The sequence below is a fragment of the Pseudomonas sp. CH235 genome (assembly GCF_004368175.1).
GTDB classification, from domain to species: domain Bacteria; phylum Pseudomonadota; class Gammaproteobacteria; order Pseudomonadales; family Pseudomonadaceae; genus Aquipseudomonas; species Aquipseudomonas paraglycinae.
This window is the reverse complement of record NZ_RRZJ01000040.1, coordinates 38,970-45,583: the sequence shown is the minus strand read 5'-3', so window position 1 is coordinate 45,583 and position 6,614 is coordinate 38,970. Positions and strand designations below refer to the sequence as shown.

4 protein-coding genes and 1 pseudogene are annotated in these 6,614 nt (G+C 56.4%); 4 read left to right on the top strand and 1 reads right to left on the bottom strand.

Annotation, left to right across the window (positions count from 1 at the left end; translation table 11 throughout):
* Positions 1-1,016 (top strand): annotated as a pseudogene (locus tag EIY71_RS28795) (type VI secretion system tip protein VgrG); the annotation flags it as partial.
* A 2-nt stretch (positions 1,017-1,018) separates the two neighbouring features.
* Positions 1,019-4,267, top strand: coding sequence for a phospholipase D-like domain-containing protein (locus EIY71_RS26570; RefSeq protein WP_305881817.1), 3,249 nt, complete (start codon positions 1,019-1,021; stop codon positions 4,265-4,267).
* A gap of 44 nt (positions 4,268-4,311) precedes the next feature.
* On the opposite strand, the gene EIY71_RS28645 is transcribed toward EIY71_RS26570, so the two are convergent.
* Positions 4,312-4,560 (bottom strand): hypothetical protein, encoded by a 249-nt coding sequence (locus tag EIY71_RS28645; protein ID WP_166673450.1) that lies wholly within the window; start codon positions 4,558-4,560, stop codon positions 4,312-4,314.
* 75 nt (positions 4,561-4,635) lie between these two features.
* Here EIY71_RS28645 and EIY71_RS28640 point away from each other — a divergent pair, with 75 nt between their 5' ends.
* Positions 4,636-5,370, top strand: coding sequence for a T6SS immunity protein Tli4 family protein (locus EIY71_RS28640; RefSeq protein ID WP_256578415.1), 735 nt, complete (start codon positions 4,636-4,638; stop codon positions 5,368-5,370).
* Between the two features lie 45 nt (positions 5,371-5,415).
* The gene (locus EIY71_RS28790) at positions 5,416-6,522 is read left to right on the top strand and encodes a hypothetical protein (RefSeq protein ID WP_085748550.1); all 1,107 of its coding nucleotides are present in this window, start codon (positions 5,416-5,418) and stop codon (positions 6,520-6,522) included.
* Positions 6,523-6,614: the final 92 nt, after the last annotated feature.

The window sequence follows — 6,614 nt, the reverse complement described above, 5'->3', positions numbered from 1 at the left end:
CCCTGCCGGCGAACAAAACCCGCAGCGTCTTCAAAACCCTCAGCTCCCCGGGCGGCGGTGGCTACAACGAACTGCGCATCGAAGACAAAAAAGGCGCCGAACAAATCTTCATCCACGCCCAGCGCGACTGGGATGAAAACGTCGAACACGACCAGAAGATCCGCGTTGGGAATGAACGTCACGACACTGTGGTGAAGAACACCTACACCGAGCTGAAGGCTGAAGAACACCGCACCACGATTTCCGATCGCAAAGTGGAAGTGAAAGCCAGCGATCACCTGACCGTTAACCAGGACCAGCACATCAAACTCGGCACCGCTCAGTTGACCAGTGCAGGCAAGGAAATCCACCTCAAGGCCGGGGACAAAATGGTCATCGAGGCCGGCAGCGAACTGACCCTCCAGGCGGGTGGCAGCTTCATCAAACTCGATGGCGGCGGCATCACGGTGGTCGGGCCGGTGGTGAAGATCAACGCCGGTGGCTCGGCGGGAACAGGTTCCGGGATTGCGATCCTGATGCCGCTGCTGCCGATCCCTGCGCCGTCGGCCAAGGCCGGCAATCTCATGGCGCCCGCGCAACCGGGCGTATTGCCGACCAAGCCCGAGCCACGGGAATACTTCTTCGACATTACCCTGACCGATGTGCCCGGCGATGAAGGTTTCCCGCTGGCCCACACCCTCTGGCAGATCGTCCAGGACGGCGTGGATCAACCGTTGCTCGAAGGTCAGACCGACGAGAACGGACGCGTCAATATCGACGAACCGCAACGCCTGAAACTCTCCAAAGCTTATGCCGAAGCCGGCCCGTTGTGGCTGTGCTATCCGGGGCAACGCGTGCCCGTGGCCCTGCATGACGAACCGGCGGATGCGGACAAGGAGCGCTTCGCTCTCGCTGCCCTCGACTTTCATGACAGCACCCACCACCGCACCATCAACACCGCCAGCAACGAACGCAGCAAGCAGGACTTGCTCACCGACGGCGACTTGTACAGCCGCCTGCACAGCACGGACGAATGACCATGACGGATTCCGCTACCCCCTACAACGGCGTTCGCCACAAGGAAGTCAGCCAGATCAACACGGCCGCCGGCAAAGCGCTGCCCGCCGTCAACGCGCCGGACTTTTTCATACAGGACAAGTCCGCCTTCGCGCCGAAGCGCAGTGGCAACCAGGTACGTTTTTTCACCACTGGCGAGGATTACTACAAGGATCTGGCCAAGAAAATCGCCAAGGCCGAAACCTCGATTTTCATCACTGGCTGGCAGGTCAACTACGATGTGACCCTGGACGGCAAGCAGACCTTGTGGGAGTGCTTGTACAACGCCCTCCAGGCGCACCCGACACTGAAAGTCTTTGTCATGCCGTGGCTGAGCCCGGCGGCAAGCGTCGGCACTCATGACTTCGAAACCATGCTCGCGGTTTTCCAGCTCAACGCCGGGCTGAAAGTGCCGCGCGCCTTCTGCACCCCGGCCATCCAGCAAAGCGACATGAAGGGTCTGGGCTCGACATTTTCCCATCACCAAAAGTGCGTGGTGATCGACAACAAGATCGGCTATGTCGGCGGTATCGACCTGGCCTACGGTCGTCGAGATGACAACAACTTCAGCCTCAGCGCCGTCGACCGTCAGGGTAACGATGCGTATAACCCGGGGATTCCGCACCTGGGCTGGATGGACATGAACAAGCACGTCAGTCGAGCCGGCCTGCTGCTGGGCACGCTGTTCGACCTGTCCAAACCGCTGGCCGAAACGACCATCGGCACAGAAAACACCAACATCAAACTGGCGTTGCCCCGTCGCGCCAGCGTGATCAACGCCATCGCGGCGATTCAGAACTTCTTCGCAAGTCCCCCACTGCCCGTTCTGGACCGGGCAATGAAGGCTGGCAAAAGTCTGAAGGAGTCCGTGTCCTCCATCGATCCTTTGGCCAGGCCCAGGGAATATCTGACCGACGCGGCCATCCGCAATATCACCGCGCTGATCAAACACAACTGGACGCGCCTGCCGCTGGCCGAACCGCTCAAAGGCCAGGCTCAAGTGTGGATTCGCGAAGTCGAAACCAGCGCCGGCAATTTGCAGGCTTCCGTGCGTCTGAAGAGTTACGAGCTGATCAACAACTGGACGAACTCGACCGATCTCGGCCGTCTTGTCGCGATGTTCTGCGACAAGGGTTACGACGCGATGCCCGCAGAGAAAATGGGTTGGCTGAACAACATCGGCCAATTGACCACTTCATTGCTCGGGCACTTTTACGCGTTGCTGCAAGACCGCGTGGCCAATCACCGGGAGCCCTTTGAATATCTCAAACACCAACCGCAGCCGCTGGCTTCGGCAGATTACAGCCGGCTGGACAAGGATCAGCCGCGCATGCCGTGGCAGGACGTTCATAGCCGCATCGAAGGGCCGTCGGTGTACGACCTGTCGCGCAACTTCATCGACCGCTGGAACGGCCAACAGGCTTACATCGCCGAGATCAAGAGCCTGGAAAAAACCACCGTCATCGTCGCCCTGATGGAGTGGGTCAACACGCTGGTCAGGGACGCCGGCCTGCCCCATCACCTGGATCTCAACAATCAGATCAACCTGAAGCTGCCCATGCCCAAACCGGTCTGGATCGATCAGGCCCCGACCCTGCCGACGCCACCGCAGACAGCGCAAGGCGGAGTCAGCGTGCAAGTGCTGCGCAGCGCTTCAGCCGCGATGACCACTCAGGAAGCCAAGGGTCGAGACATGGCCAGGGTCAACCTGCCGCTGCCCGAGGGTTTCAACGTGGGCGGGGTCCAGGACAACTGCCTGCGCGCCATGCTGCAGACCATTTCCAGTGCCCAGCACTTCATCTACATCGAGAACCAGTTCTTCCAGACCGACTTCGGTGACGAGGGCGAGCTGGCGGAAGGCCGGCCGCTGTCCGGCCCGATGGCCAGCCTGCGCGACCCGTCCACCTTGAACGAGAATTTCGTCGCCCGGATCAAACTGCGTGAAGCGATGGAAGACCAGGACTTCACCCAGATCGACTGGAAAGAAGTCAACGCCATCAGCAAGGAGCCCGGCGAAGAGGCCCGCACCTTTCTCAAAAGTTTTCTGACGATCTGGCAGACCAACGCACAGGGCTGGCTGACGCAGAAACTGGGGAAAGAACAGAAGCTCACCAACACCATTGGCAAGGCGCTGGCCGACCGCATCGGTCGGGCGATTGCCGAAAACCGTCCTTTTCACGTGTACCTGATTTTGCCGGTGCATCCGGAAGGTGCGCTGAACGTGCTGAACCTCATGCACCAGGTTCACCTGACCATGCAAAGTCTGGTGTTTGGCGAACAGAGTCTGGTCAAACGCATTCAACGGCACATGGCGATAAAGGACATGATGGATCGCGGGGCGAGCAAGGAAGAGGCCGGGAAGATTATTGAGCGGGTGGATACCAACAAAAAGCCCGTCTACGCCCAACAGGACTGGTCAAAATATTTGACCCTGCTCAACCTGCGCACTTGGGATACGCTTGGCGATCGCGTGGTCACTGAACAGATCTACGTGCACAGCAAGTTGTTGATCGCGGATGATCGTGTAGCGATTCTCGGCAGCGCCAACATCAATGACCGCAGTCAATGCGGGACACGTGACTCTGAGCTGGCAGTCATTGTGCGCGATAGCGAATCGACTGACGCCAAGCTGGACGGCAAACACAACCAGAAGGTAGGGAAGACAATCAATAAATTGCGCAAGGATTTGTGGAAGAAGCACTTCGGAATGAGTCAGGCGAAGCAAAATGGCCCTGTGGCTCACTTTTCTGTTTCGGACGAAGTTCTCGATCAGCCTGCTGCTGAAAAGACCTGGAGAGCGATCCAGAATCAGGCTGCTGACAACACCAAAGCTTATGAACTTGCCTTCAGCTTTATCCCGCGAAATTTCAGTCGATTACAAGTAATCGAATCATCCACGATCCAAATGTACCAGAGCGGATTTCCAGCCCCAATCTGGCCAACCTGGACATATCGCTCAACTTTGTATCTCGATCAAGGCGGCCAGATATCGGACCCATTGCCCCATGAACAAGGTTTTTGGGAAAGCAAGACCTTGGCTGGAGTAAAAACGTATCCCGCCCCTATCGGGATTCAAGGATTCATCACGGCGTTACCTATCAACTGGACAAAAGGTGAGAATAACGATTCGGGATTGAACCTGACGATCATTGCTCACCATGACGATAAGAAGAACGATGTTCGCATCGCAAGCGCGAGCAAGACGCCCCATTCAAATGAGCACAATTCATGATACGAGTCATCATTGCCTTCACCAGCCTGCTGCTTGGCGCTCAGTCAGCTTGGGCTGAATCCAAGCTGCAAGAGTGCTTGGGACGCATGCGATTCCAGTCGCCAGAAAAGTTTGAGTGGGCAACCTTCGCGATCGAACGCAGCAACATGAAAAGTGCCGGCGGCCATGTTTTTTCGAAAAATGTTCACGCAGTGAGCGACTTCGTTAGTTACAACTACGACGATCTGACCATCAGAGTCAGCGATATTACGACCCGTGAAAATTTCGACAGGGAACGTAATGCCATCATCCATGAAACCGAACTCTATAAAAAAAACTTAGAGGAAGATCTCAAAACCAATGAGCGTCTGCTGGAAACGATCAAGCGAATGAAATACAGCGCCGACATCGTCAAAAACCACGAAAACGAAATCACCAAACTGGAAGACCAGATACGACAGACCAAAACCTATGAACACGACCTGGGCATCCCCGATTCCCACGTTCTGGGCAGCAAGGAAACGCCCTACGAATTCCTGCTCTGGCGCAACAACCGGGTGTTCTACTTCAACATGAACAAACCCGCCGAAAACTCCGCACAACGGATCAAGGACCTTGCCGCCCGCTTCGAAGCCCGCGACCTCTATGAAGTACCCGAAGGCCCCGGCGTCTGTATGCCTTACGGCTTTATCCATGACGACGGCAAAACCGGTTTCAGTGTCAAGAACAGCCTGCGCTTTACCAGCACTCCGAACGTGATCATGAGTTTGATCAATGCCTCGCAAAACGATCCGACCAAACCAACCCGTGGCACCTACGACACCGACTACCGCCCCGGCTACGACGCCGAAATCTGGAAAAAGTCGAAGATCATGGAGAAGTTCTACATCGGCGATCGCATGACCACCCTCGAAGGCTGGCGTCTTGACCCTCGTCCGGAAACCACCGAACAGGATCGCGCCTGGTTCGCCATCGCCCATGTTGGCGGTCTGGCGAGCCCGCTGATCGCAGCGCAGATGTTCACTTTCCAGAAAGGCACCGACGGCCTGAAAGATCTGGTGCCACCGCCCGAGGCGGTCGTACCGCGCTTTTTGAAGTTGACGCAAAGTATCCGTGAGCAGTGAGAGTCGGGTCGTGAACATGAAGCCACATCGAAGTAAGCACAGTTCATGAACCGAATCTTCTTTTCCTTCGCAGTTCTGCTGCTGGGCAGTCAGTCAGCACTTGCGGAACCTGCCTTGCACGAATGTCTGGGACGTACCAGATTCGAGTCACCGGAAGCATTCGAGTGGGCAACGTTTGCTATCGAACGTAGCAACATGAAAGGTGCAGGAGGACACGTATTTTCCAAGAATGTGCATGCGGTGGGCGACTACGTTAGTTATGACTTTGACGAACTCACCATCAGAGTCAGCGATGCCACGACACGTGAAAATTTTGAAAGACAACGCAACGCCATCGTTCACGAAACCGAACTCTACAAAAAGCGCCTCGAGGACAAGCTTGAAACCAACAAGGACCTTTTGGTATCGATCAAGGAGATGAACTATTCCCGTGACCAAGTGAAAAAGCAGGAGGAACAAATCAAAAAACTGGAAGAGCAAATACCCAAAGTAAAAAAATACGAACACGATCTAGGTATCCCCGACTCCTACGTCATGGGCGGCGAAAATATCCCCTACGAATTCCTGCTCTGGCGCAACAACCGGGTGTTCTACTTCAACATGAACAAACCCGCCGAAAACTCCGCACAACGGATCAAGGACCTTGCCGCGCGTTTCGAAGCCCGCGACCTCTATCAAGTCCCCGAAGGCCCCGGCGTCTGTATGCCCTACGGATTTATCCATGACGACGGCAAAACCGGTTTCAACGTCAAGAACAGCCTGCGCTTTACCAGCACGCCCAACGTCATCATGAGCCTGATCAACGCCTCACTCGGCAACCACGCCAAACCCACCGACGGCACCTACGATACCGACTACCGCCCCGGCTACGACGCCGAAATCTGGAAAAAGTCGAAGATCATGGAGAAGTTCTACATCGGCGATCGCATGACCACCCTAGAAGGCTGGCGTCTTGACCCTCGTCCGGAAACCACCGAACAGGATCGCGCCTGGTCCGCCATCGCCCATGTCGGCGGTCTCGCGAGCCCGCTGATCGCAGCGCAGATGTTCACTTTCCAGAAAGGCACCGACGGCCTGAAAGATCTGGTGCCACCGCCCGAGGCGGTCGTTCCGCGCTTTTTGAAGTTGACGCAAAGCATCCGTGAGCAGTGAAACGCTGTCACCGATCAGCCGAATCGGGAACTCAAGGTCGCGGCCCATGGACTGATGTGCAACGATGTTGCCCTGCATCACGCCATTGACCG